We start from the raw sequence: 22,850 nt of genomic DNA on the forward strand, positions 1-22,850 counted from the left end.
ATGGCTATGTTGGTATCTGTTGTTGGTCTGCGCCTATCGCCTTGCGAAACCACGCTTCCTCTGCTGGCTTCGCGGTTTCAAACAACCGTCGCCATGCCAGGTAATTGGGTAAGTACTCGGTCCCCACCCCATGAAAGCGCGTCATCCAGCCCTTCAAACGGCTCATATAGCTGTTTACGTTCTGAATGTGGTATTCCTTGCCAAGCACTCGCTGATTGTCGAGTGTGATCAGTCGATGATGAGCAATGCCATGGTCGGCAGAGAAGGTTTTATACCAGCTGTGCCCGTCCGAACATAAAATCGAGTCACGATCGATGATCGGTGCCAAGAATTCATGAACAGTGGATTTCTTGAGCGCCGGATCGACCAAGTCACTGATCTTTCCGTTACGGTCTCGCGCAATAAGAACCTGAATCTTTTGCCCTTTTTTCTTCATATCGCCTTGCCCGCCGCGCCTTCGAGGTTTGCGGTGCGTGAGATTACGCTTTCCTTTGCAGGACTCCAGGAAGAAGGTTTCGTCTACCTCGATGATGCCGGATAGTGGGTTGGCGTTGTCTTGAGCGCTCGTTTTCAGGAAGCGATGTCGCCAGCGGAAGGCCGTCTTCAAATCGATGCCCACTCGGGCCGCCGAGACACGTAACGTCAGACTGTCTCGCATGCAGCGCAGGTAATCAAACCACTTGTCGCGGTGCTGCAGTTTGGCCAGGGGCGTACCTGTGAGGGCATTGAAGGTCTTGCGACAATCGGGATTCCGGCAGCGATACCGCTGCAGGCCACCGCTGCGCCCCCACTTTGCAGGGTATTCAGCGCCACAGTGTGGGCAGGGAAGGTGAGGTCTCGCGGTGTCGAGCAAGGTGTTCGCTTGGGAGCTTATTTGCCCAAGAATCTGATCTGCCAGGTATTTCTTGAGATGGTCAGGGAGGCGAGTCAGTGTCTGTTCGAGGGCTTTGAGGTCTGATTGATTCATGGCGTGCCCCAGAGGAAAACTGGATATACAGTAGTTTATACAGTATTTTTAAAGCACGCCAACAACAGATACCAACATAGCCCGATACATACAGTATTACAGGAGCATAGCAGCGAGCCTGAATCTGGCAAGGGACAGTTGTCCACGCAAGCCTTGATCCAGGGCAAGTGTGACCGGCTGACGCAGCCCTATCGGCTGGTAGCCAGGGCCCTTTCCGTGTAGAGTTCCGGGCGAAATACCCCACCCCGGGAGAGTGCCTTGAGCCTGCGTCTGCAAGCCCGAAAGCTGGCCTGTGAGCGGGACGATCGTTGGCTGTTTCGCGATCTGGATCTGGACATCCATGCCGGCGAGATCGTGCGTGTGGAAGGCCCCAACGGCAGCGGCAAGACCACCCTGCTGAAGATCCTTTCCGGACAGTTGGCCGACTTCCAGGGAGAGCTCTACTGGAACGATCACCCCATGCGGCGCACGCGCCAGGACTTCCTGGCCAACCTGCTCTATCTGGGCCATTCGCCGGGGGTCAAGGCGGCGCTGACGCCACTGGAGAATCTTGCCTGGTACCAGGCATTGGCGGGTGAGCCCGACGACGAGGCCGCGCGCTTCGCGGCGCTTGCGGCCGTGGGGCTCGCCGGCTTCGAGGACCTGCCCGCCGGCCAGCTTTCCGCCGGCCAGCAGCGTCGGGTGGCCCTGGCCCGGCTGGAGCTGATCCCGCGGCCGCTCTGGGTGCTCGACGAGCCCTTTACCGCCATCGACCGCGAAGGCGTAGCGGACCTCGAGGCGCGCCTGGTGGCCCATGCCCGGCGCGGCGGCTGCGTACTGGTCACTACCCACCACGAGTTGGCCGACTCTCCGGCGCTGCGGCGCGTCCGGTTGGGACAGGGAGCCGACGATGCCGCATTTTGACTCTCGCCTGGCACAGGAACAGGGTGACATGCCCTTGTTCCGGGAACCCGAGGGCGGCGCCGGGGTCGCAGTCCGGGCGACGCTGAAGCGTGACCTGGTGCTGCTGATGCGCCGGCGCAGCGAGGTGCTCAACCCGTTGGTGTTCTTCGCCCTGGTGATCACCCTGTTCCCGATCGGCATCTCGCCGGATCCGGAACTGCTGGCGATCATTGCGCCGGGTCTGCTGTGGGTGGCGGCCCTGCTCGCGGCGCTGCTGTCCCTGGACAGCCTGTTTCGCAGCGATTTCGACGACGGCTCCCTGGAGCAGTTGCTGCTTGCGCCCCAGCCGCTGCCGGCGCTGGCACTGGCCAAGGTGGCGGTGCACTGGCTTCTCACCGGCCTGCCGCTGGCGCTGATGGCACCGCTGCTGGGCATCATGCTGTCGCTACCGGCGGGCAGCTATGCGGTGCTGGCGCTGTCGCTGGCACTGGGCAGTGCAAGCTTGAGCTTGATCGGTGCCATCGGGGCGGCACTGACCGTGGGGCTCTCGCGGGGCGGCGTATTGCTCTCGCTGCTGGTGCTGCCCCTGTATATCCCGGTGCTGATCTTCGGCGCCGGGGCCGTGCAGGCAGCCATCCTCGGCGATGGCGTCTCGGCGCACCTGGCCATCCTGGGTGCGCTCCTGGCAGTGGCGCTGAGCCTCGCCCCCTGGGCGATCGCGGCGTCACTGCGCATCAGTATCAACGGTTGAGGACGACAATCGGCATGTGGGCCTTCATACACAAGCTCGGGTCACCCAAGTGGTTCTACGCCATCAGCGCGCGGCTGCAGCCCTGGTTCTGGGTGGCGGCGGCGGTGCTGATCCTGGTTGGCAGCGCCTGGGGGCTGGCCTTCGCCCCCGCCGACTACCAGCAGGGCAACAGCTTCCGCATCATCTATGTGCACGTGCCGGCGGCCTTCCTGGCCCAGTCGATCTTCGTCAGCATGGCGGTGGCCGGCTTCATCTTCATGGTCTGGAAGATCAAGATCGCCGACATGGCGGCGGCAATGATGGCCCCGCTTGGCGCCGCCATGACCTTCGTGGCGCTGTTCTCCGGCGCCGTCTGGGGCGTGCCGACCTGGGGCACCTGGTGGATGTGGGATGCGCGCCTCACCTCGATGCTCATCCTGCTGTTCCTGTATTTCGGCGTCATCGCCCTGCGCGGCGCCTTCTCCAGCCGTGACAGTGCCTCCCGGGCGGCCTCGGTGCTGGCCATGGTCGGCGTGATCAACATCCCCATCATCAAGTATTCGGTGGACTGGTGGTACACCCTGCACCAGCCGGCCACCTTCAGCGTCACCTCGCGTCCGGCCATGCCCATGGAGATGTGGGCGCCGCTGCTGATCATGGTGCTGGGCTTCTATTGCTTCTTCATCGCACTGACCCTGATGCGCACCCGTAGCGAGATCCTGCGTCGTGAATCGAGCAAGCGCTGGGTGCGTGAGCTGGCCGGGGAGGTGAGCTGATGGCGTTCGATTCCCTGTCGGGCTTCCTGGCCATGGGTGGCCATGGTGTCTACGTCTGGGCGGCCTGGGGCGTCACCGCGCTGCTGCTGCTGGGCGTGGTGCTCCATGCCCACGCCGAGCGCCGAGCGCTGCTGCGGCACCTGCGGCGCCGCGTGCGTCGCGAGCAGCACCACGGCGCATCGGGAGGCGCTACGACTCCGGTTTCACATCAAGAGGGCCACGCCCGTGAGAGCTAAACGCAAGCAGAAATTGTTCGTGGTCTTGGGGCTGGTCTCGCTGGCGGCCATCGCCGTGGGCCTGACCCTCTATGCCCTGCGCAGCAACATCAACCTCTTCTTCAGCCCGGTGCAGATCGCCGCCGGGGATGCCCCGCTGGAGCGCCAGATCCGCGCTGGCGGCATGGTCAAGGCGGGCTCGGTGGATCGCGACAAGCAGAGCCTCGAGGTGACGTTCACCGTCACCGACTATGTCGACGAGCTCGAGGTGCGCTATAGCGGCATCCTGCCCGACCTGTTCCGCGAGGGGCAGGGCGTGGTGGTGGTCGGCCAGCTTCAGCAGGGTGGCTGGCTGCGGGCCGACCAGGTGCTGGCGCGCCACGATGAGAACTACATGCCCCCCGAGGTGGCCCAGGCGCTGGAGGAGGCCGGCTATGCGCCGGAGGACTACCAGGCGAAGGCCGAGGAGGTGGGCAAAAAGATGGACGCCCAGGCGAAAGACAGCGGCGATGGCCGGAGCAACTGAGCGGAGACCCCATGCAGATACTGATGATCCCCGAGATCGGCCACTACGCCCTGATCATTGCCCTGCTGATGGCACTGGTCCAGGGGGTGATGCCCCTCGCCGGGGCGGCCACACGCCGCCCGCTGTGGATGGCCTATGCGCGCCCCATGGCCACCGGCCAGTTCCTCTTCCTGGCCATCGCCTATGCCTGCCTGACCGCCAGCTACCTGCTGGACGATTTCAGCGTGGCCAACGTAGCCAACAACTCGAACACCATGCTGCCCTGGTATTACAAGGCCAGCGCGGTGTGGGGCAATCACGAGGGGTCGGTGTTGCTGTGGAGCCTGATCCTGGCCGCCTGGAGCTTTGCGGTGAGCCGCTTTTCGCGGGATCTGCCCCGTGACATGCTGGCCCGAGTGATGGGCGTGATGGGGCTGGTCAGCGTCGGCTTCCTGGCCTTCGTGTTGATTACCTCCAATCCCTTCGAGCGCCTCCTGCCCAACGTCCCCCAAGACGGTGCCGACCTCAACCCGCTGCTTCAGGACTTCGGCCTGATCGTCCACCCTCCGATGCTCTACATGGGGTACGTGGGCTTCTCGGTGGTCTTCGCCTTCGCCATCGCCGCCCTGCTGGGCGGGCGTCTGGATGCGGCCTGGACTCGCTGGGCACGGCCGTGGACCAACATCGCCTGGGCCTTTCTTACCGTGGGCATCGCCCTGGGCAGCTGGTGGGCCTACTACGAGCTGGGCTGGGGTGGCTGGTGGTTCTGGGACCCGGTCGAGAACGCCTCGCTGCTGCCCTGGCTGGCCGGCACGGCGTTGATCCACTCCCTGGCGGTGACCGAGAAGCGCGGCGCCTTCAAGAGCTGGACGGTACTGCTGGCAATCTCCACCTTCTCGCTGTCGCTGATGGGTACCTTCCTGGTGCGCTCGGGCGTGCTCACCTCGGTACATGCCTTCGCCAACGACCCTTCTCGCGGGCTCTTCATCCTGGTGCTGCTGGGCATCACCGTGGGGCTGTCGCTGTTGCTGTTTGCGCTGCGCGCCCCGCGCGTCAGTCATCAGGTGGGGTTCAGCTGGCTGTCGCGTGACGCCCTGCTGCTGATCAACAACATCCTGCTGGTGATCATTACCGTCACGGTGCTGCTCGGCACGGTCTACCCGCTGCTGCTCGATGCCCTGAACCTGGGCAAGATCAGCGTGGGTCCGCCCTACTTCAATGCGCTCTTCGTGCCGTTGACGGTGGTGCTCTGCCTGTTCATGGGGCTGGGTCCGCTGGCACGCTGGAAGTATACGCCGGTCCGCGACCTCCTCCAGCGCAGTTGGCTCGCCGGCCTGGCGGCCCTGGTGATCGGCGCGGTCGCTCCGCTGCTCTATCGCGGGGAGTGGAACCTCAAGGTGAGTCTGGGGGTAGTGGTGGCGCTGTGGATCGTGCTGCCCATGGCGCGCGACCTCTGGGCCAAGTCCCGCCACTCCGCCGGCCGCGTGGCCGGCCTCAAGCGCCTCTCGCTGGCCTACTGGGGCATGATCCTCGGCCACCTGGGCATCGCGGTGACCATCATCGGCGTCACCGTGGTCTCCAACTACGCCATCGAGCGCAACGTGCGCATGGGCGTGGGCGACAGCGCCGAGGTGGCCGGCTACACCTTCACCATGACCGAACTCGCCAATCGTCGGGGACCCAACTACCTGGCGGATACCGCCGAGATCGAGGTGCGCCGCGGCGACAGCCAGCGCAGCTTCACCATGACCCCCGAGAAGCGCCTTTACCTCGCCCGCGGCATGCCGATGACCCAGGTCGCGCTTAGCCCCGGCCTGTTCCGTGATCTCTACGTGGCCATGGGCGAGGACCTGGAGGACGGTAGCTGGGCCATGCGCATCCAGCACAAGCCGTTCGTACGCTGGCTGTGGCTGGGAGCGCTGCTGATGGCCGCCGGTGGCGTACTGGCAGTGGCAGATCGGCGCTACCGTCGCGTGGTGACGGCTCGCGACCCGGAGCGTGCCGTCATCGCCGAGCCGCGGGAGGCCACGACATGAAGCGTCGCCTGCTGCTGCTGCTGCCGCTGCTCGGTTTTCTGGTGCTGGGTGCCTTTCTCTATATGGGGCTATCGATCAACCCCTTCGACCGTGACTCGGCGTTGATGGCCCGGGAATTCCCCGCCTTCGAGTTGACCACCCTCGAGGATCCCGAGCGGACGGTGGACGCCTCGCTTTTCGAGGGCGAAGTCACCCTGGTCAACGTCTGGGGCGAATGGTGTCCGACCTGCAAGCAGGAGATGCCCCAACTGCTCGACCTCGCCGATCGTGGCGTGCGCCTGGTGGGTGTCGACTACAAGGACACCCGCGAGAAGGGGCGTGAGTTCCTCGCCGAATTCGGCAACCCCTTCGAGGTCAACATCTTCGACCCGGAGGGCAGCCTGGGCTTCGATCTGGGCGTCTACGGTGCCCCGGAGACCTTCCTGGTCGATCGTGACGGCATCATCCGCTATCACCACACCGGCTATATCCGGCCGGAGGACGTGCGCGACACGATACTCCCGGAGGTGGAAAAATGGCGCTGATTTTGCGACTGATGCTTTGCGCTTTCCTGCTGTGGCCCATCCTGGGCCAGGCGGCGGTGGAAGTGCGCAAGTTCGATGACCCGGTCACCGAGCAGCGTTACCGCGACCTCACCGCAGCCCTGCGCTGCCCCAAGTGCGAGAACCAGGCCATCGACGACTCCGAGTCGCCCATTGCCGGCGATATGCGCGATCGCGTCTATCTCCAGCTCCAGGACGGCCGTTCCGACAAGGAGATCCTCGACTTCATGGTCAGCCGTTTCGGTGACTATGTGCTCTACAATCCCCGCCTCGAGGGACGCACCCTGTTGTTGTGGGGGCTCCCCGTTGGCCTGGTGCTGCTTGGCGCCCTGGTGGTGGTCCTGATGGTGCGTGCCCGTCGGCGTACCTCGGTCCGCGACCTGAGCCCCGAGGAGCGGGCGCGCCTGGATGACCTGATCAAACGCGAGAGGACCGAATGACCCTGCTCTGGATCGCCCTTGCCGTCCTGCTGCTGCCGGCCCTGTGGCTGCTAGTGGCCCCTCTGCGGCGTGCCGCCTCCGTGCGTGACGCCCAGCGTGACTTCGAAGCCAATGACCGCACGACCGAACAGAACCTTGCCATCTACCACCGCCGGCTGGCCTCGCTGGAAGCTGCCCGGGAGCGTGGTGACATCGACTCGTCGCGCTTCGAGGAGGATCGCCTCGAGCTCGAGCGCAGCCTGCTCGAGGATACCGAACGCCTGGAACGTGGGCCGCTGAAGTCGGCCACTTCCGGCAAGCTGGCGGTGCCGGTGGTGATGGTGGCCGTCGTGCTGGCCAGCGTCTTCTGGTATCTCCAGGAGGGTGCCGAGGGGGACCTCACCCTGTATACGGTCCAGCAACAGGTGATGAATGACCCCGAGGCGTCGCTGCCGGTGCTGGTCGAGCGGCTGGAGGGTCAGGCTGCCCGCCAGCCCGACAACCCCAACGTCTGGCGAGCGTTGTTCCCGCTCTACCGCGACAGCGGTCGGGTCGCCGAAGCCACCCGCGCGCTGGAGCGGCTGATCGAGCTCGAGGGGCGCCAGCCCTGGTTGCTGGCCGAGCTGGCCCAGATCCGCTACTTCGCCGCCGGGCGCGAGATGACCGGCGAGGTCCAGGCGCTGGTCGACGAGGTGCTGGCGATGGACTCCAGCCAACCCACGGTGCTTGGCATGCTCGGTATCAATGCCTTCGATAACGGCGACTACGAGGCCGCCATCGACCGCTGGCGCCGGGCCATCGCCGGGATGGACGACCCCAACACCGCGGACGCCCTGCGTCAGGGCATTCGCGTCGCCCAGCAGCGCCTGGGGATCGACCCCGCTGAGGCCGAGCAGGCCGGCGCCGAGGGCCCCGGTATCGCCGTCAGGGTTCGCCTGGATGACGATCTCACCGGTCGGCTCGATGAGGATGCTACCGTCTTTGTGGTGGCTCGGGACCTCGCGGGAGAACTGCCGCCGCTGGCCGTGGCCCAGACCCGACTGGGAGAGCTGCCGACTACGCTGGTACTAGACGATTCCCGTTCCATGTCCCCCCAGGCACGGATATCCCAGGTGGAGCGTGCGCGGCTGATGGTGCGTGTCTCCGAGAGTGGTCAGGCCACGCCCCAGCCCGGCGACCTGTTCGGTACCCTCGAGGGGGTGACGGTGGGCGATATCGAAGGTGGGCCCGTCGAGGTGGTAATCGACCGGGTCGTCGAGTAAGCCGATGCGCCTCACGTCGATCCGCCTGGTGGGGTTCAAGTCCTTCGTCGACCCGGTCAGCGTGCCCTTCGACGGCAACATGACCGCCATCGTGGGGCCCAACGGCTGCGGCAAGTCCAACATCATCGACGCGGTGCGCTGGGTCATGGGCGAGTCGTCGGCCAAGACCCTGCGCGGCGAGTCGATGACCGACGTGATCTTCAACGGCTCCACCGGTCGCAAGCCGGTGGGGCTGGCCTCCATCGAGCTGCATTTCGACAACCGTGACGGCGCCATGGGCGGCGCCTATGCCCAGTACGCCGAGATTGCCGTCAAGCGCCAGGTCACCCGGGACGCCCAGTCCAGCTATTTCTTCAACGGCCAGAAGTGCCGTCGTCGCGACATCGCCGATCTTTTTCTGGGCACCGGCCTGGGGCCGCGCTCCTACGCCATCATCGGCCAGGGCATGATCTCGCGCCTGATCGAGGCACGACCCGAGGAGCTGCGTGCGACCCTCGAGGAGGCCGCCGGTATCTCCAAGTACAAGGAGCGTCGCCGCGAGACGGAGAATCGCATGCGGCGCACCCAGGAGAACCTGGAGCGCCTGGAGGACATCCGCGAGGAGCTCGACAAGCAGCTCGAACGGCTCAAGCGGCAGGCAGAAGCGGCGCGTCGCTACCAGACCCTCAAGCAGGAGGAGCATCGCCTCAAGGGCGAGCTTGCCCTGCTGCGCGGTCGCGCCCTGCGAGCCAGCCAGACGGAAGAGGAGACCCGTGTCCGCGAGCTGGAGACGGCCGTGGAACGAGAGGTATTGGGCATGCGTCAGGCCGAGAGTCGCCTTGAGGAGGCTCGTACCGAGCATGACCGCTTGGCCACCGAACTCGACGGCCGGCAATCGAGCTTCTTCGAGACCACCACCGCCATCGCCCGCCTGGAGCAGGATCTGGAGCACACCCGGGCCCGGGACCAGCAACTTGCCCGCGACCTCGAGGCCGCCCGGCGCGAGCTCACCGAGCTCGCCCGCCTGGGCGACGACGACGACGAACGCCTGGCCCGCCTCGATGAGCGCCTCGAGACCCTGGGGCCGGAACAGGAGGAGGTGGCGGAACAGCTCGCCGAGCTGGAGGCCGCCCTGGAGGAGGCCGAGCCTCGTGCCGAGGAGGCCGATGCCGCCTGGGAGAGCTTCGGCGAGCGCTGGCAGGAACAGAGTCGCGAGGCGGAACGTGCCCAGGACCGGCTGCGCGACCTGGAGGGTCGGCTCGAGCGACTGGACGCCGACGAGCGGCGTCGCCGCCAGCAGCATGACGAGCTCCCCGACATCGCCGGCCTGGGTGAGCAGCGCCGCGAACTGGCCGAACAGCATGCCGAGCTGGAGGAACGCCTGGCCGAGCTCGAGGCGCGCCGGGGCGAGCACCAGGCCAGCCGAGACAATTCCCGTGAGCAGGTACGTGAGGCTGAGGCGGCCCGCGAGGCCGACCGCCAGCGGCGCAGCACCCTGCAGGGGGAGCTGGCCTCGCTGGAAGCACTGATCGAGGCGGCCCTGGCCGATCACGACGAGGCGCTGGATGCGCACCTGGCCGAGCACGGCCTGGCTCAACACCCCCGTCTCGGCGAAAGCCTCGAGGTCGAGACCGGCTGGGAGGAGGCGATCTCCTGGGTGCTGGCGCCCTGGCTGCGGGCACGACTGGCACCACTGCCCAGTGCGCGCGAGGCCCTGGCCTCGCCGCCAGCCGCCGAAGTCGGCCTGCTCGAAGCCGACGAGTTGCCCGGTCCGGCCGACAGCCTGGCGGCACGGGTGCGCGGTGCCGGAGCGGCCGGCCAATGGCTGGCCGGTATCCGCTGCGTCGGGGACTCTGAGTCGGCCTGGTCGGCCCGCGAGTATCTGGGGCCGGGGGAGAGCCTGATCACTCCCGACGGCCTCTGGCTGGGAGCCGGCTGGGTGCGCCATCGTGGCGTTGGCACCGGGCCGGATGCCCTGCTGGTCAGCCGTCGCCGCGAGGCGGAGGTGCGTGATGAACTGGCCGAGGTGGAAGCACGTCTCGCCGATAAGGCGCGTCATCTCGAGGAAGCCGCGGCGCGGGTCGAGCAGGCCGAGGCGGACCTGGAGCAGGCGCGGCTTGAGGAGCGCGAGCTAGACCAGCAGCGCCAGCAGCTGGCCGTGCAGGAGAGCGGGCTGGCCACACGCCTCGAACACCTGGAAGGGCGTGCCGCTGAACTTGCCGAAGAGCTCGAGGGCCTGGCCGAGTCCCGCGAGGAGGCACTGCTGGCCCTCGAGGAATCCCGCGAGCAGTGGCAGGCGGCGATGGCCCGGCTCGAGGAGGGAGTCGAGACCCGCGAGCGTCTCGAGCGAGAGCGTCGCGAGGCCCGCGAGACGCTGGCTGCGCTGCGGGCGCGGCAGCGGCCCCTGGCCGAGCAGGCCCAGCGTCTGGCCTTGGAGCAGGAGCGGACCGCCACCGAACGCAGCGGCCTGGCCGAACAGCTGGGCCGTGCCGGCGAGGCGCGAGAGCGCCTGGTACTGCGCTGTGCCGAGCTCGAGGAAGCACGCGAAGGACTCCATGAGCCCGACGAGGAGCGTCGTGAGCAGCTCGATGAACTGCTGGATCGGCGCGAGCGCGAGGAGCGGGTGCTCAACGAGACCCGTGCCCGTGCCGCCGAGCTGGTCGAGCGGCTGCGCGAGGACGAACAGGCCCGCCAGGGCCACGAGCGCAGCCTCGAGGGTATTCGCGAACGCCTCCAGGAGGCACGCATGCAGGTCCAGGCCCTGTCCCTCAAGGCCGAGGCCCATGACGAGCAGCTCGCTGAGCTAAACCACGACGCCGCGAGCCTGACCGATTCCCTCGATCCAGATGCCACCGAGTCTGCCTGGCAGTCCCGGCTGGAGGAGATCGGTGAACGCATCCGCCGGCTCGGGGCCATCAACCTGGCGGCCATCGAGGAGTACGACCAACAGGCCGAGCGGCGAGACTACCTCGAGGCCCAGCACGCTGAGCTCAGCGAGGCACTGGAGACCCTGGACCGGGCCATCCGGCGCATCGATCAAGAAACCCGGACGCGATTTCGCGACACCTTCGAGCGAGTCAATGCCGGCCTGCAGGCACTTTTTCCGCGGGTATTCGGTGGGGGAACCGCGTGGTTGACCCTTACCGGCGAGGATTTGCTGGAAACCGGAGTGGCCATCATGGCGCGTCCTCCCGGCAAGAAGAACAGCACCATTCACCTGCTCTCCGGTGGGGAAAAGGCCCTCACCGCACTGTCGATGGTATTTGCCATCTTCCAGCTCAATCCAGCGCCCTTCTGTATGCTCGATGAGGTCGATGCACCGCTGGATGATGCCAATGTGGGGCGCTATGCGAAGCTGGTGAAAGAGATGTCCGACACCGTCCAGTTCATCTATATCACCCACAACAAGATCGCCATGGAGGCGTCGGAACGCTTGATGGGTGTGACCATGCAGGAACCCGGTGTGTCTCGCCTGGTGTCGGTCGGTGTTGAGGAGGCCGCGGCGCTGGCCGAGGCCTGACGGGCTTGAACGTGAACGGAAAACGGGTTAACAAGGGTGACAATGAATACTGCGTTGCACGGAAGCACAGGGAAACTGAAGGGCGATTGCGAAGGGCCCGGTCGGGTTACGGCAGTAAAATGCCGGACTTGACAAATAAAAAAAGTGGCCCTTTTTTTGGCAATCGCGCTATGCTGTTGACGGACAACCATCAGGCATGGCGCCTTAGCAAAAGGCATGACGACCCATGGAACTAAGAGAGTGGCTGATCATACTAGGGCTGGCGCTGGTGACATTGATCGTCATCGACGGCGTACGCCGCCTACAGCGCCAGCGCAGTGTTCCGCGCCTTGACCAGGCCGGGCACGACGCTCTGGGGCCCGACGAGGACCCCGAAGAGGTGGCTCGCGTGGCCGAAATCAACTGGGAACTGCCCAATGGAGGGGCGCGGGTCGTCAGACCGGCGGACGAACGTGGGGTACATCCCATGCCCAAGCTGCAGCGCCAGGAGCACCCCGGCCCTTCGCGGGTGCTGGCGGAGTTTCGGCGGCATGCACAGGCAGAAGGCGTCGAGCCAGCTGTCGGCCGTCGGTCAGCCGAAAGCAGCGACGAGCGCGAGCCTAGCGTCGTCCGTCCCGTTGCCGCGGCGCAGGAGGTCAAGGCACATCACGACGCTACTCCCGAGCCCGAGCATGCTGGTCATGCCTCCACCCCCCGGGATGCGGCGGCAGAGGATGCAGGGCCCGATCGTAAAGGTCGAGCAGGAAGCGCAGATGCCGACGAGCGCCGCGAGCCCGGGCTCTCCAGCCTGGAGGGCCTGGACGAGACGGCCACGGATGCTGGTGCCGCGCCGCACGATACCCAGCCGCTGACGGCCGATCCCGAGGATCATGACGCCTACACCGATGAGGAGCGCTATCGCCTGGTCGACCTGGAAGGCATGGGTGACTCCCTGAAGAGCAATTCGAAGCGGGTCGGTTCCTCCATGCAGCGCTTCGGGGCCTCCCTGCAGAAGTCCCTCAGCGAGCGGCGCGAGCACAAGCGCAGCGAGAAAGCTCGTCGCGAACAGGAACGTACCGAGGAGGCCGCCCGCGAGGCGGCGCGTCGTCGGCAGGCCGAGGACGAGAAGAAGGCCGTCCTCCTTGAGGCCGAAACACGTCGCCGCGAGGCCGAGGCAAAGGCATCAGAGGAGCAGGTGTCAGAAGACATGGGGGCGCCGGTCGATACGGTGGCGGAAGACGCGTCGAGCAACGACCTGCCCCCGCGCGACGACGTGGTGCGCACCCACCCGGTGTTGGAAAGGGCCCTGCGCCACGACGTCAACGCCAAGCATGCCCGCAAGACCCTGAGCCAGGCCGACGAGATCATCGTCATCAGCGTGTTGGCCCGTGACGAGGAAGGCTTCTCCGGCACGGCACTGCTCGATCTGATGCTGGCTTGCGGCTTGCGCTACGCACGTGGCATGGGCATCTTCCATCGCTTCGAGACCGAAGATCCCGATAGCCGTCTGCAGTTCTCCATGGTCAACGTGGTCAAGCCCGGATCCTTCCCCATCGAGGCCATGGATAACTTCCAGACTCCAGGCATCACCCTGTTGATGCCGTTGCCGGGTGCCAGCGATACCTCCGCCGCCTTCGAGGCGATGGTCGAGACCGCCATGGTCATCGTTCGCCACCTCGGCGGCGAGCTGAAGGACGAGAACCAGAGCGTGATGACCGCCCAGACCGTGGAGTTCGCCCGTCAGCGGGTCCAGGAGTTCGAGCGTCGCAATCGCCTCAACCGCTATCAGGTGAATTGACCACAATCGGTAAGCGCTAAGCTCGAAGCTGTAAGCCGTAAGAGGAACAACCCCATGAATCCATGGGGTTGTTCTGTTAGCGGGGATACGAAATGATGCTTGGCTTCGATCTTTGAGCTTTCACGCAATCATCAGACCAAGGAAGCCATGACCCAAGCCGACCCGCAGATCCTCGACGAGGTAACGCACCTGCGTGCCGAGCTCGACGATGCCAACTACCGCTACTACGTCCTCGATGAGCCCCGGCTCACCGACGCCGACTATGATCGCCGTCTCCGCCGCCTGCAGGAGCTCGAGGACGCCTATCCCGACCTGGTGACCCCCGACTCGCCGACCCAGCGGGTGGGAGCTGCGCCGGATGCCGGTTTCCCCGAGGTCGAGCATGCGGTACCCATGCTCTCCCTGGACAACGCCTCCAACGAGGAGGAGATCAAGGCCTTCGTCAGGCGCGTCGCCGACCGTCTGGAGGCCCATGGCGAACCGCTGGCCTTCTGCTGCGAGCCCAAGCTCGATGGTGCTGCCGTATCGCTGGTCTTCGAGCAGGGCATGCTGGTCAGTGGTGCCACTCGCGGCGATGGCCGCACCGGTGAAGGGATCACCTCGAACCTGCGCACCCTGCGCTCCATCCCGCTGAGGCTGCGCGGTGACGCCCCGCCCGAGCTGCTTGAGGTGCGCGGCGAGGTGATCATGAGCCATCAAGGCTTCGAGGCCTTGAATGAGCGGGCTCGAGAGTCCGACGGCAAGGTGTTTGCCAACCCGCGCAACGCTGCCGCCGGCAGCCTGCGCCAGCTCGACCCCAGGGTCACTGCGACACGCCCGCTGGAGTTCAGCGCCTACCAGGTGGCGCGCATCGAGCCGGAGCAGGGTGATGCCAGTCACAGCCAACTGATGGCCCGGCTCGGTGACTATGGTTTTCGCACCAGCCAGGAACTGGCGGTGGTCGAGGGGGCCGAGGGCATCATCGACTACTGCCGGCGGCTCGGCGAGAAGCGAGACGGCCTCGGCTACGACATCGACGGTGTTGTGATCAAGATCGACAACCTGCGCCTGCAGCGCGAGCTCGGCTTCGTGGCACGCGCCCCGCGCTGGGCCATCGCCTTCAAGTTTCCCGCCCAGGAGGAGACTACCCGACTCAACGACGTGGAATTCCAGGTCGGTCGCACCGGGGCGATCACCCCGGTGGCTCGGCTCGAGCCGGTCTCGGTGGCCGGAGTCACCGTTGCCAATGCCACCCTGCACAATGCCGACGAGATCGACCGACTCGGCGTGATGATCGGCGATACCGTGGCGATCCGCCGGGCCGGCGACGTCATTCCTCAGGTGATCAGGGTGCTGGAGGAGTATCGTCCGGCCGATGCCCGGGTAATCGAGTTCCCCGAACACTGCCCGGCCTGTGGCTCGGATATCGAGCACCTGGAGGGCGAGGTGGTGGCGCGCTGCTCCGGAGGGCTCTACTGTCCCGCCCAGCGCAAGGAGGCCCTGAAGCACCTCGCCTCCCGGCGGGCGCTGGACATCGATGGCCTGGGCGACAAGTTGATCGACCAACTGGTCGAGCGTGACTGGGTCCGTACCCCGGCTGACCTCTTCCGCCTTGAAGCCGAGCGCCTCGCCGAGTTGCCGCGCATGGGCAAGAAGTCCTCCGAGAATCTGGTAGCGGCACTGGAAAAGGCCAAGAAGACCACCCTGGCGCGTTTCATCTTCGCCCTGGGTATCCGTGAGGTGGGGGAGGCCACGGCCGTCAACCTGGCGCGTCATTTCGGTCGCCTGGAGGCGCTCATGGAGGCCGATATCGAGACGCTGGAAGCCGTGGAGGACGTGGGTCCCGTCGTTGCCGCCCATGTGCATACCTTCTTTCGCCAGCCCCATAACCGCGAGACCATCGACGACCTGATCGCCTGCGGGCTGAGCTGGAAAGAGGAGGAGGTCGGCGAGCGCCCGCAGCCGCTGGCCGGCCAGAGCTGGGTACTCACCGGCACCCTGGAGAGCATGACCCGCGACGAGGGCAAGGCGCGGCTCCAGGCCCTGGGGGCCAAGGTGGCGGGTAGCGTCTCCCGCAAGACCGCCTGCGTGGTGGCCGGCGAGGCCGCCGGCAGCAAGCTGGAGAAGGCCGAGCAGATGGGCGTCGAGGTCATCGACGAGGCGACCTTCCTCGAGCGGCTGGGCAAGTGGGAAAAGGGAGCGAGCGACTCATGAACGGCGACCGCTTTATCGAGGTTCCTTACCGCATGCTGCCGGGCGAGACCCTGGACGCGCTGTTGGAGGCCTTCGTTACCCGCCAGGGCTACGACACCACCGATACCTCTGATGGCATGCGTGGCTGGGTCGCCCAGCTCAAGGCCCAGCTCGAGCGTGGCGAGCTGCTGATTGCCCATGACCTGGAGACCGAGTCCACCGAGGTGATGACCCTGGCCCAATGGCGCGCCTTCGGCCGCGACCTGGCCGATGACGAGGAAGAGGGATAGAGCGGAGCAATGCTGCTATCTGCGTTTGTCCTGGCTCCCTGTGCCTCTCGCTGATGCTGACTCATGCTTCCCTTGTATCAGGTCGCGGATCAGCCGCCGCCCCGGATGCAGGTGGTCCACCAGCGGTTGTTCCAGGGGCAGCGGTTCGTCGCAGATCATGGAGGCGATTAGCTCCGCGCACAGCGGTGCGCTGGCCAGGCCCCGCGAGCCGTGAGCGGTGCTGATCCACAGCCCCGTATGGTGGCGGCCTGGTGTCTCAGGTACCTGAGTGGCGTCCTTGGCCAGTCCCGCATAGTCGTTCAGCCAGGCCTCGGCGTCGGGTACCGGGCCGGCATAGGGGGACTTGTCGGGGCTGGCGGCACGCACCGCGGCTCGCCCTTCCAGGTTGCTCGGGTCGAGCCGTGCTCCCGCCTCGCGCAAGGCGGCCACGAAGGCGGGCAGGGTGGCCTCGAGCTCTGCCAGGTTGTCCGCGTGGTCAGCGTCGCGAATCCCGGTGTCCGTATCGCGGGGCACGAAGCTGGCGCCGAAGGTGAGCACGCCGTCCAGCGCCGGTGACACATAGCCGCCCGCGCAGATGACCCGTTCGAGCGCGGGCGCGCCCCGGGGCAGAGTCAGTCGGCTGACCTGGCCGCGTACCGGCTGCAGCGGGATCCTCGCGGTCTGAGCAAAGCGGTTGGCCAGCGTCGCATTGGCGACCACCACCTGGTCGGCAGCCAGGTGCTCGCCGTCGGCCAGCGCCAGCGACCAGCCGTCCCCCTGCCGTGTCATGTCCACCACTTCCGCTTGTCGAAAACTCACCCCCGGGGTGGCAGTGAGCCGGGCGCAGAGAGTGGCCGGTCGCACCCAGCCCGCCTGGGGGTATTCCAGCCCGTCGTAATCGATCGGCGTACCGGCCAATTGAGATGCCTCGTTCGCCGTCACATCCCTTACCACGCTTTCCGGCAAGGGATGATGGGCCAGGAAGCGCGCCTGGCGGGCCTGCTCCTTCTCGCTCATGGCCAGCTGCAGCACGCCGCAAGGGCGCCACAGCTCCTGCTGCGGGTCGAGGGCCTCGAGCCAGCGATGGCTATGGAACAGGCCGGCGAGATAGACCCGGCTCTGGAGGTTGGTGTCGACGGCGAGCTTGACGTAGAGCGCCCCCTGGGCGTTGCCGGAGCCGCCGCTACCGGGCCCCTCACGGTCGATCAGGGTGACCCTCACGCCGCGTCGCGCCAGGGCGGCGGCGGTGCTGGCGCCGGCGAGGCCGGCGCCGATCACCGTAACGTGGCCGGCGCGGCGCGGGGCCGGGGGCGAGAACCAGGGTGTGCCTTCGCGACGGCGATCCGCGGCGGACTCGGCGATCTCGCCGGCCAGGATCTCGCGCTTGCGCCCGACGCCCGGCACCTTGCGCCAGCGAAAGCCGGCGGCGGCGAGGCCACGCTTGACCACTCCGGCGCAGGTGAAGGTGGCCAGGGTCGCCCCGGGGCGCGAGCGGGCCGCCATCGTCTCGAACAGCTCGGGTCGCCACATCTCGGGGTTCCTCGAGGGCGCGAAGCCATCGAGGAACCAGGCGTCCACACGGCCGTCGAGCAGTGCCAGGCGCTCGACGGTATCGCCGAGGTGAAGGTCCAGGGTGACGCGCGCGCCGAGCCACAGCCGGTGCACGCCGGTCACCGCCTCGGGCCACTGGGCGACTAGGGGCGCAGCGCGTTCGGCCAGGTCTGGCCACACGGAGAGTGCCCGGGCCAGGTCGTCGCGCTGCAGCGGGAACTTCTCGGTGGAGATTAGGTGGAGTCGGGCGGCCGGTGGGGCATGGGCATCGAAGCAGGCCCAGGCACAGAGCATGTTGAGCCCGGTGCCGAACCCGGTCTCGCCGATCACGAAGGGGCGCGCCTCCTGCCATCCGGCAAACCGCTCGGGTAGCCGGTTGGTGGCGAGAAAGACGTGCTCGGTCTCGGCGCGGCCGTCATGGCGCGAGAAATAGACATCGTCGAAGGTGGTGGAGTGGGGCGTCTCCTCCCCGCCATCCTCCCGGCGCCACTCCAGGCGGGCGCTCTCCAGGCGGGAGAGCGGGGGCAGGGTATCGGGGGCAGCGGTCAAGGTGGGGCTCCGAGCGATGGGACGGGCTGGTCAGAAATTGATCAATTCTGTCACGGCGGCCTGCTGACCGCTCTGGCGCAAGGCGTCCGCCGCGTTTCAACAGACTTGTCCACAGTAGCTGTGGGAAACCCGCTGTTGATAAGTGGTTGATCTAGGGGAGAACCTTCTTGAAGGGCTTCACGGTCACCTTGGCGTAGACGCCGGCGATGATGAAGGGATCGGCATCGGCCCAGGCCTGGGCACCTTCCAGGTCCTCGAACTCGGCGACTACCAGGCTGCCGGAGAAGCCGGCCTCGCCCGGGTCATTGCTGTCGATGGCGGGATGAGGACCGGCCAGCACCAGGCGGCCCTCGTCGCGCAGTGCTTCGAGGCGTGCCAGATGGTCGGGACGAGCGGCCAGCCGCCGCTCCAGGCTGTTGTCGACATCTTCACTGATGATGGCGTAGAGCATCTCGGGTCTTCCTCGGTGATGGGCGGCGCGCGCCGCGAGTGCGACTGGCCCCCGGCATTGACCGTTACCGGTCGGGCAAGCAACATGGAACGATATTCTGACAAAGTCACCCGCCGGCGTCATGCCCATGACAGCACTTCCCCTGCGTTTCGAGGGCGAGCCCATCACCATCGACCTGCACATGCACTCTACGGCTTCCGACGGTACCCTGCCGCCGGCCGAGGTGGTGGCGCTGTGCCGTGCCCGGGGGCTGAGCCATATGGCGCTCACCGACCATGACACCATGGACGGCATTGCCAAGGCGCAGGCAGCCGCGAGCCGCGAGGGGATCCAACTGATCCCCGGTACCGAGCTTTCCACTCAATGGCGCGGCTGCAACATCCATGTGGTGGGATTGCTGCCCGAAGGCCCGCGTGGCGCGCTGGTGCCGGGCCTGGTGGCCCAGGCCGAGGCACGTGAGCAGCGCTCATGGCGCATCGCCGAGCGGCTCGAGAAGGTCGGCCTCAGCGATGCCCTGGCACGGGCCCGCGAGCAGGCCGGATCAGCGCGACCGCTGGGCCGCCCGGACTTCGCCCGGGCGCTGGTCGCAGCGGGGCTGGTGCCGGATATCGGCACCGCCTTCAAGAAGCACCTGGGCAACGGCAAGGCCGGCGACATCAAGGCCCACTGGCCCTTCCTCTCCGCGGCAGTGGCCTGGATTCTCGATGCCGGCGGAGTCGCGGTGCTGGCCCATCCGCTGCGCCACGGGCTGACCCGGCGCAAACGCGGCCTGCTGCTGGATGACTTCGCCGCCGCCGGGGGCCAGGCTGCCGAGCTGGTCAGCGGTTTCCAGAATCCCGACGTGACCCGCGACCTGGCGCGGCAACTGCAGGAGCGCGACCTCTACGGCTCGGTGGGAAGCGATTTTCACTTCCCCGGCGGTCACCTGGCGCCGGGCAGCATGAGTCCGGTGCCGCGTACCGCCACGCCGCCGGTATGGATTCACCCGCTACTGGCTGGTATCGCTTCCACAGCCGCCGCCTGAGGTCGGGACGCAGGATAGCGACGCGCTATAGTGACAGACACCTTCTATCGGCCATCCAACAGGGAGCTTGCATGAGCCAGTTCTTCCAGATCCATCCGGACAACCCCCAGAAGCGCCTGATCGACCAGGCAACCCAGATCATCCGCGAGGGCGGCGTCATCGCCTACCCGACGGATTCCGGCTATGCCCTGGGCTGCCATTTGGGCGACAAGAAGGCCATCGAGAAGATCAAGTGGCTGCGCTCGCTGGACGACAAGCACAACTTCACCTTGATCTGCTCCGATCTCTCCGAGATCGGCACCTACGCCAAGGTGGACAATGACGTCTTCCGCCTGCTCAAGGCCCATACGCCGGGTGCCTATACGTTCATTCTGGACGCCACGACCGAGGTGCCGCGGCTGTTGCTTCACCCCAAGCGTCGCTCCATCGGCGTACGCGTGCCGGACCATGCCATCACTCGGGCACTGCTTAGTGAACTTGGCGAGCCGCTGATGAGCGTCACCCTGATCCCCGTCGGGGAGGAGTTGCCGATGACCGATGCCGAGGAGATCCGCGAGCGCTTCGGCGCGCACCTCGACCTGGTGATCGACGGTGGTGCCTGTCACCTCGACGCCACCAGTGTGATCGACCTGCGCGACCTGCCCCCCAAGATCCTCCGCGAGGGCCGCGGCGACGTCTCGCCCTTCATCCAGTGAGGCGTTCCGGCCTGTAGTGCAGATGAGGATCAAGCCATGTCACGAAAGTTTGCCATCCTGGGGCTGGGTTATTTCGGCATAACGGTCGCCCAAGAGCTGCACCGCTGTCACAATGAGGTGCTGGGGGTCGACATCGACGAGGCGAGGGTGAACGCTTTCTCTGACCAGCTCAGCCACGCCGTCATCGCCGACATCACCGACGAGAACGCACTCTCCGATCTCGCCCTGGAAGAGTACGACGCCGTCGTCATCGACACCGACGACCGGCTCGAGGCTAGCCTGGTCTGCACCCTGCTAGCCCGCGAGCAAGGGGCCAGGGAGATATGGGTCAAGGCCCATTCGGACATGCATTTTCGGCTGCTGGAGCATCTCGGCGCTGACCGTATCATCTATCCCGAGCACGACAGCGGCATCCGAGTGGCCGAGAGCCTGCATTACCATACCGCGGTAGATTTCATCGACCTCGGCGATCGCCAGTTCGTCGTGGATCTTATGGCGAGCGACCGGCTCTGCACGGAGTGCAAGACGGTCGAGGATCTCGACCTCGAGCGGCTCGAGCTGTCGCTGGCCGCTCTCAAGCGAGGCGAGACGCTCTGGCGTCTCCCTGGATCGGACCTGAAGCTGGAGACCGGGGATCACATGGTGCTGATAGGAGGCTTTGATGCCCTGCGTACCCTGGGCAAGAAGCTCTAGTGCCGGCGCGGGGCGACGGGTCGCATGACTAGTTTACGCCAGCGTCTCTTGCGTCCCCTACGGCGGCTCCCTCACGGTCCCGTCATCCGGCTTTCACCCCCTGAAATCCTGCTGCTGGGCTTCGTCTTGCTCAGTTGCGTCGGTACCCTGCTGTTGCTGCTGCCGATCGCCGCCCGTGAGTCGCTGGCGTGGCACCAGGCCTTTTTCACCGCCACCTCCGCGATGACGGTGACAGGGCTCACAGTGGTCGACACCGCCTCGTTCACTCTCTTCGGGCAGTTAGTGATCCTGAGCCTCATCCAGCTCGGCGGGATCGGCTTCATGATCTTCGCCGCCCTGACCCTGATCCTGCTGGGGATGAGACTGCCGCTGCGCCAGCAGAGCGTCATCCAGGAGAACCTCAATTACACCTCGTATCGGGACCTGCTTCACCTGGTACGGCTGGTAGTGGCCTTCGCGCTGGTCGCGGAGGTGATCGGCACCGGTCTGCTGGCTCTGGCCTGGGTGCCCCGCTACGGCCTGGCGGAGGGGCTCTGGGTCAGCTTCTTCCATGCCGTGTCCGCCTTCAACAACGCCGGTTTTTCGACCTGGTCCGAGAGCCTGGTGGCCGATGTTGCCAACCCCATCGTCAATATCACTATCAGCCTGCTCTTCGTCATCGGGGGTCTGGGGTTCATCGTCGTTGCCGAGCTGATCGAACGACGCCGAATAAGGCGTGTCTCCCTCCACGCGAGGGTCGTCCTGCACGCGACCTTCTGGCTGGCCCTGGTGGGTATGTTGCTTTTCCTGCTGCTCGAATGGCACAACCCGGCGACGCTGGGCGGCCTGGAGAGTCTTCCGGCCCGCCTGCAGGCGGCCTGGTTCCATTCGGTCACGCCCCGCACTGCCGGTTTCAACACCCTCGATACCGGCTCCCTGAAAGAGCCAACGGCACTGATGACCATGTTGCTGATGTTCATCGGCGCCGGCTCCGGCTCGACGGCCAGCGGCATAAAGGTCACCACCTTCGTGGTCATGCTTCTAGTGGCTCGTTCCTTCTTCAGGGGTGGTGCTCAGCCCACGGTATTCCACCAATCTCTCTCCGACATGACGGTATTCAAGGCGGTAGCTGTCGCACTGTCCGGCATGTTGCTGATCTTTACCTGCCTCTTCGTGCTCACGATCACCGAGCCGGGCAAGGACTTCCTCGCCCTGGCATTCGAGTCGGTCTCGGCGTTCGGCACGGTGGGCCTGTCTCGGGGTATCACGGCCGAGCTCTCCCTGGCCGGGCAGGCGACCATCATGGTCACCATGCTTCTGGGGCGTGCAGGACCGATCTCGCTGGGCTACTTCATCGCCACGCGACAGACCAAGGGACTCAAGTACGCCAAGGGCACCGTCCATATCGGCTAGCCATCAGAAGAACGTCAACCCGACCTGGAAGAGCCGCTCCACGTCACGCAACCGGCGCTTGTCGATCACGAACAGGATGACGTGATCGCCGGACTCCACCACCACGTCGTCATGGGCGATCAGCACTTCCTTGCCGCGCACCACGGCGCCGATGGTGGTGCCCTGGGGCAGGTCGATCTCGCCGATGGTGCGTCCCACCACCTTGGATGACTGGGTGTCGCCGTGGGCGATGGCCTCGATGGCTTCGGCCGCGCCGCGGCGCAGCGAGTGGACGTTGACGATGTCGCCGCGCCGCACGTGGGTCAGCAGGCTGCCGATGGTGGCCTGCTGGGGGGAGATGGCGATGTCGATCTCGCCGCCCTGCACCAGGTCCACGTAGGCGGCGTTGTTGATCAGCGTCAGCACCTTCTTGGCGCCCATGCGCTTGGCCAGCATCGACGACAT

At 66.1% G+C, this 22,850-nt stretch carries 21 protein-coding genes; 17 read left to right on the top strand and 4 right to left on the bottom strand.

Annotation, left to right across the window (positions count from 1 at the left end; all coding sequences use genetic code 11):
• Positions 1-4: 4 nt before the first annotated feature.
• Entirely contained in the window at positions 5-967 is a 963-nt protein-coding gene (locus BMY30_RS16925; RefSeq protein ID WP_086558114.1) for an IS1595-like element ISHda1 family transposase, read from the bottom strand.
• A gap of 258 nt (positions 968-1,225) precedes the next feature.
• On the opposite strand from BMY30_RS16925, the gene ccmA reads away from it, so the two are divergent.
• The 13 genes from ccmA (at position 1,226) to BMY30_RS16990 (ending at position 16,072) form a co-directional block, all read left to right on the top strand.
• Positions 1,226-1,870 (top strand): cytochrome c biogenesis heme-transporting ATPase CcmA, encoded by a 645-nt coding sequence (gene ccmA / locus BMY30_RS16930; RefSeq protein ID WP_089715868.1) that lies wholly within the window; start codon positions 1,226-1,228, stop codon positions 1,868-1,870.
• A 28-nt stretch (positions 1,871-1,898) separates the two neighbouring features.
• Entirely contained in the window at positions 1,899-2,600 is a 702-nt protein-coding gene (gene ccmB, locus BMY30_RS16935; protein WP_089715886.1) for a heme exporter protein CcmB, read from the top strand.
• A gap of 14 nt (positions 2,601-2,614) precedes the next feature.
• The gene (locus BMY30_RS16940) at positions 2,615-3,355 is read left to right on the top strand and encodes a heme ABC transporter permease (protein WP_089715869.1); all 741 of its coding nucleotides are present in this window, start codon (positions 2,615-2,617) and stop codon (positions 3,353-3,355) included.
• Positions 3,355-3,591, top strand: a complete 237-nt coding sequence (gene ccmD, locus BMY30_RS16945; RefSeq protein WP_089715870.1) for a heme exporter protein CcmD — start codon at positions 3,355-3,357, stop codon at positions 3,589-3,591. The genes BMY30_RS16940 and ccmD overlap by 1 nt, the downstream gene beginning before the upstream one ends.
• Entirely contained in the window at positions 3,581-4,096 is a 516-nt protein-coding gene (ccmE, locus tag BMY30_RS16950) for a cytochrome c maturation protein CcmE (RefSeq protein WP_089715871.1), read from the top strand. The genes ccmD and ccmE overlap by 11 nt, the downstream gene beginning before the upstream one ends.
• A gap of 23 nt (positions 4,097-4,119) precedes the next feature.
• Positions 4,120-6,111, top strand: coding sequence for a heme lyase CcmF/NrfE family subunit (locus tag BMY30_RS16955; protein ID WP_170840175.1), 1,992 nt, complete (start codon positions 4,120-4,122; stop codon positions 6,109-6,111).
• Positions 6,108-6,635 (top strand): DsbE family thiol:disulfide interchange protein, encoded by a 528-nt coding sequence (locus tag BMY30_RS16960; RefSeq protein ID WP_089715873.1) that lies wholly within the window; start codon positions 6,108-6,110, stop codon positions 6,633-6,635. The genes BMY30_RS16955 and BMY30_RS16960 overlap by 4 nt, the downstream gene beginning before the upstream one ends.
• The gene (locus BMY30_RS16965; RefSeq protein ID WP_089715874.1) at positions 6,626-7,093 is read left to right on the top strand and encodes a cytochrome c-type biogenesis protein; all 468 of its coding nucleotides are present in this window, start codon (positions 6,626-6,628) and stop codon (positions 7,091-7,093) included. The genes BMY30_RS16960 and BMY30_RS16965 overlap by 10 nt, the downstream gene beginning before the upstream one ends.
• On the top strand, positions 7,090-8,334 hold the full coding sequence (ccmI, locus tag BMY30_RS16970; protein ID WP_089715875.1) for a c-type cytochrome biogenesis protein CcmI: 1,245 nt from the start codon (positions 7,090-7,092) through the stop codon (positions 8,332-8,334). The genes BMY30_RS16965 and ccmI overlap by 4 nt, the downstream gene beginning before the upstream one ends.
• A gap of 4 nt (positions 8,335-8,338) precedes the next feature.
• Positions 8,339-11,833, top strand: coding sequence for a chromosome segregation protein SMC (gene smc / locus BMY30_RS16975; RefSeq protein WP_089715876.1), 3,495 nt, complete (start codon positions 8,339-8,341; stop codon positions 11,831-11,833).
• 226 nt (positions 11,834-12,059) lie between these two features.
• Positions 12,060-13,610: a cell division protein ZipA gene (zipA, locus tag BMY30_RS16980; RefSeq protein ID WP_089715877.1), complete on the top strand. Its 1,551-nt coding sequence runs from the start codon at positions 12,060-12,062 to the stop codon at positions 13,608-13,610.
• A 147-nt stretch (positions 13,611-13,757) separates the two neighbouring features.
• A complete protein-coding gene (gene ligA / locus BMY30_RS16985; protein ID WP_089715878.1) occupies positions 13,758-15,803 on the top strand; it encodes an NAD-dependent DNA ligase LigA in 2,046 nt (681 codons plus the stop codon).
• Positions 15,800-16,072 (top strand): YheU family protein, encoded by a 273-nt coding sequence (locus BMY30_RS16990; protein ID WP_089715879.1) that lies wholly within the window; start codon positions 15,800-15,802, stop codon positions 16,070-16,072. The genes ligA and BMY30_RS16990 overlap by 4 nt, the downstream gene beginning before the upstream one ends.
• 15 nt (positions 16,073-16,087) lie before the next feature.
• Here BMY30_RS16990 and mnmC read toward each other — a convergent pair whose 3' ends face one another.
• Positions 16,088-18,151 (bottom strand): bifunctional tRNA (5-methylaminomethyl-2-thiouridine)(34)-methyltransferase MnmC2/FAD-dependent 5-carboxymethylaminomethyl-2-thiouridine(34) oxidoreductase MnmC1, encoded by a 2,064-nt coding sequence (gene mnmC / locus BMY30_RS16995; RefSeq protein ID WP_089715880.1) that lies wholly within the window; start codon positions 18,149-18,151, stop codon positions 16,088-16,090.
• A gap of 151 nt (positions 18,152-18,302) precedes the next feature.
• Positions 18,303-18,602, bottom strand: coding sequence for a YciI family protein (locus tag BMY30_RS17000; RefSeq protein WP_089715881.1), 300 nt, complete (start codon positions 18,600-18,602; stop codon positions 18,303-18,305).
• 121 nt (positions 18,603-18,723) lie between these two features.
• Here BMY30_RS17000 and BMY30_RS17005 point away from each other — a divergent pair, with 121 nt between their 5' ends.
• From BMY30_RS17005 to BMY30_RS17020, 4 genes are all read left to right on the top strand, one after another.
• The gene (locus BMY30_RS17005; protein WP_089715882.1) at positions 18,724-19,626 is read left to right on the top strand and encodes a PHP domain-containing protein; all 903 of its coding nucleotides are present in this window, start codon (positions 18,724-18,726) and stop codon (positions 19,624-19,626) included.
• 71 nt (positions 19,627-19,697) lie between these two features.
• Positions 19,698-20,321: an L-threonylcarbamoyladenylate synthase gene (locus tag BMY30_RS17010; RefSeq protein WP_089715883.1), complete on the top strand. Its 624-nt coding sequence runs from the start codon at positions 19,698-19,700 to the stop codon at positions 20,319-20,321.
• Positions 20,322-20,357: 36 nt separating this feature from the next.
• On the top strand, positions 20,358-21,014 hold the full coding sequence (locus BMY30_RS17015; protein WP_089715884.1) for a potassium channel family protein: 657 nt from the start codon (positions 20,358-20,360) through the stop codon (positions 21,012-21,014).
• Between the two features lie 24 nt (positions 21,015-21,038).
• Positions 21,039-22,406 (top strand): TrkH family potassium uptake protein, encoded by a 1,368-nt coding sequence (locus tag BMY30_RS17020; RefSeq protein ID WP_089715885.1) that lies wholly within the window; start codon positions 21,039-21,041, stop codon positions 22,404-22,406.
• A gap of 3 nt (positions 22,407-22,409) precedes the next feature.
• Here BMY30_RS17020 and BMY30_RS17025 read toward each other — a convergent pair.
• Positions 22,410-22,850 (bottom strand): TrkA C-terminal domain-containing protein (locus BMY30_RS17025; protein ID WP_280140915.1); only part of this gene is annotated, 441 nt, incomplete at its 5' end.

The organism is Halomonas daqiaonensis (assembly GCF_900109725.1).
GTDB classification, from domain to species: domain Bacteria; phylum Pseudomonadota; class Gammaproteobacteria; order Pseudomonadales; family Halomonadaceae; genus Halomonas; species Halomonas daqiaonensis.